This window comes from Streptomyces sp. NPDC004658 (assembly GCF_040609555.1).
GTDB lineage: Bacteria > Actinomycetota > Actinomycetes > Streptomycetales > Streptomycetaceae > Streptomyces.
Genome location: NZ_JBEXKG010000360.1, coordinates 1 through 2,467 on the forward strand (window position 1 = coordinate 1; position 2,467 = coordinate 2,467).

Here is a 2,467-nt window from a genome sequence, read left to right on the forward strand (position 1 = left end):
CAGCGGCAGGATGCCGGCGGGCAGCGGGCGGGTGGTGGTGAAGCGGCAGCCGGCGCGCAGGGCGGCGGCGACGGCCACCGCGCCCAGCCCGGCGAGGGCCTCGGCGAACTCCGGGCCGTCGGGCGCGGCGAGCGCCGTGGCCAGCCAGGCACCGGTCGTCGGATAGTCGAGGACGGCGCGGACGGCCGGGGCGTCGGACCGCTCGGCCCGCTCCAGCAGCGCCCAGTCGTCCTCGAAGCGCCGCCGCACCAGCGCGGGCAGGGTGCCGCGCACGCGGTCGAAGCGGACCAGGAGGGACTTCAGCAGCAGCATCCGCCGGGCGTGCAGGGCGGCGCGCAGGGCCGCTGTGGTGGCGGGCAGCGGCCGGGTGCGGGCGAGGGCGTCGAGGGTCTCGGGCGGGACCGGCCCGGAAGCGGGGGCGGCCGGCCGTATGTCTCCCAGGGGCCCCACGGCTCCCGGGGTCATGCCACGGTGTCCTCGCCGCGTAAGGGCTGCCGCGCGGGACCGGCCGAAAACGCATGCCCGGGCCGGCCCGGCATGATCTCGTCGTCCCCGCCGGTGGTGTACCAGACCCGGCGCAGCCCGTCCGGGTCGGCGAGCACCCCGTCGACCGCCGCGAGCACCGCCGGATCGTCCATGGCACGCAGTGTCCGCAGGTCGACGTCGGTGAGGTCGGGCGGGCGCACGGTCTCTTCGGCGTCCCCGCCGAGGCCGGCCCCCCGTGTCCTAAGCTCCCCCACCCTCGGCTCCTCCCTGCCCTACGCCCGCCCCGCACAGCCGCAGTGGCTGCCCACTTCTTCCCGACAGGCCGGAACCGGAAACCCTGGACGGCTCAACTCCGGTCAAGTTCGCGGGTGTCGGCCCACTCCTCGGACCACGGCCACCACGGCGGGGCCGTTTCCCGCCAGTCCGGCTCCGGCAGCGACCGGGCGTCCGTGGGCGGCGGTCGCCGTTCCGCCCGCCGGGTCAGCTCGACATCGGCCCAGTCGACCTCGCGCAGCGCCCCGACGAGCCGCTGCCACTGCTCCAGGGCCGCCTGGAACGCGCCGCGGGCCGCGCCGGTCCGCCCCATCAGCGCCAGTACCGCCCCGCAGCCGTGCCGGGCGCGGGCGGCCGTCACCGAGCCGGGGTCGCCGCCGTGGGCCGCCTCCGCTTCCCGCTCGGCGTTCTCGTACGCCTGTAGCGCCTCCACCAGCACCGGCGCGCCCGCGTGGTACCAGCCCTCCAGCCGCACCCGGCCCAACTGGAGCCAGACCTCGGCCCGTACGGCCGCGTCGGTGGCCGCGCGCACCGCCTGGCCGAGCAGGTGCCGGCTCTCGAACAGGTCGGGCAGGAAGCCGAGGTGGCGGAAGCGCTGGGCGAGCGCGCTGCCGACCAGGCCCTGGAGCCGGCCGCGGTGCGCGGACCGGGCGGGCAGCGACTTCAGCGCCTCGCGCAGCACGTACTCGGCCCGGTCCACCACACCGGCGCCGTCACCGGCGGAGGCCCGCCGCAGCAGGGACTCGCCCCAGGCGGTGAGCAACTGGACCCGCACCGGGCCGTCGGCGGGGGCGAGCAGCGCGGCCCGCTCGTACGCCGCGTCGGCCTCCCCGGTCTCCCCGGCCGCGTCGTGGAACGCGGCCAGCGCGGCCAGGCACGGCAGCAGCAGGTCCGGATCGTCCCCGGCGGCCTCCAGCGCCCGGCCGAACGCCCGCCGGGTCTCGGCGTCCTCGGCGCCGGCCCTGCGCATGGCCCGCGCGAGATCGAGCAGCGCGGGCCCCCGCACGGCGTCGGGCACCCGCTCCCGCAGCAGCACGGCGCAGGCCTCCCGCAGTACGGGCTCGGCGGCACCGGGACGCCGCAGATCGAGCAGGACGCGCCCGCGCAGCAGCAGCCGCGCCCGGTGGGCGGTCACCTCCCAGGGCACACGGTCCCGGCTCGCGGGGGACGGCTCCGGACCGGCGGCGGGTACGCCGGTGTCCGCACCGCCGGGGCCGTGCCCGGAACCACCGTCACGGGTACGGCCGTACGCGCCCGCGGCGTCACCGGACCCGCCGTCGCCCGGGGCCGTGTCCTCGGGTCCCTCGGGGCCGGGACGCCAGTCGCGGGCCACGGCGGTGACGGCGGGCCAGGGCGGGACCTCGCCGTCCAGGGTGACGAGCGCTTCGGTCAGCTGGTCCCGGTCCGCCGTGAGCTGCCACAGCTCTCGCCGGCAGGCGGCCAGTTCGAGCGCCGCTTCCGCCCGGTCCCGGCTGTCGGCGGGAGCCGCCCCGTAGGCGCCGGCGAGTTCGGCCGCCGCCTCCCGCAGCAGTCCGGCCCGCCGCCCCTCGGCCCGCGCGCCCGCCGTACCGGCCTCCGCGCGCAGCACGCGGCCGAGGACCAGACGGGCCCGGGCCGCCGGTGCAGCTGCCCGGCGAGTCCCCGGACAACATCTGCCTCGCCCCCGACGGCGGCCTGATGGTGTGCGAGGACGGCAACGGCGCCCAGC

The 2,467-nt window shown here is 78.8% G+C and carries 2 protein-coding genes and 2 pseudogenes; 1 reads left to right on the forward strand and 3 read right to left on the reverse strand.

Features of this window, described 5'->3' with window-relative positions:
- From ABZV94_RS41240 to ABZV94_RS41250, 3 genes and pseudogenes are all read right to left on the reverse strand, one after another.
- Window positions 1-465 (reverse strand): annotated as a pseudogene (locus ABZV94_RS41240) (hypothetical protein); the annotation flags it as partial.
- A complete protein-coding gene (locus tag ABZV94_RS41245) occupies window positions 462-740 on the reverse strand; it encodes a hypothetical protein (RefSeq protein ID WP_356350197.1) in 279 nt (92 codons plus the stop codon). The gene ABZV94_RS41245 and the pseudogene ABZV94_RS41240, both read right to left, overlap by 4 nt.
- Window positions 741-832: 92 nt before the next feature.
- Window positions 833-2,347 carry a hypothetical protein gene (locus ABZV94_RS41250; RefSeq protein ID WP_356350200.1) on the reverse strand — a complete coding sequence of 505 codons (1,515 nt, stop codon included), beginning with the start codon at window positions 2,345-2,347 and terminating at the stop codon, window positions 833-835.
- A gap of 32 nt (window positions 2,348-2,379) precedes the next feature.
- Between ABZV94_RS41250 and ABZV94_RS41255 the strand changes: the two are divergent.
- Window positions 2,380-2,467, forward strand: a pseudogene (locus ABZV94_RS41255) (alkaline phosphatase PhoX); the annotation flags it as partial.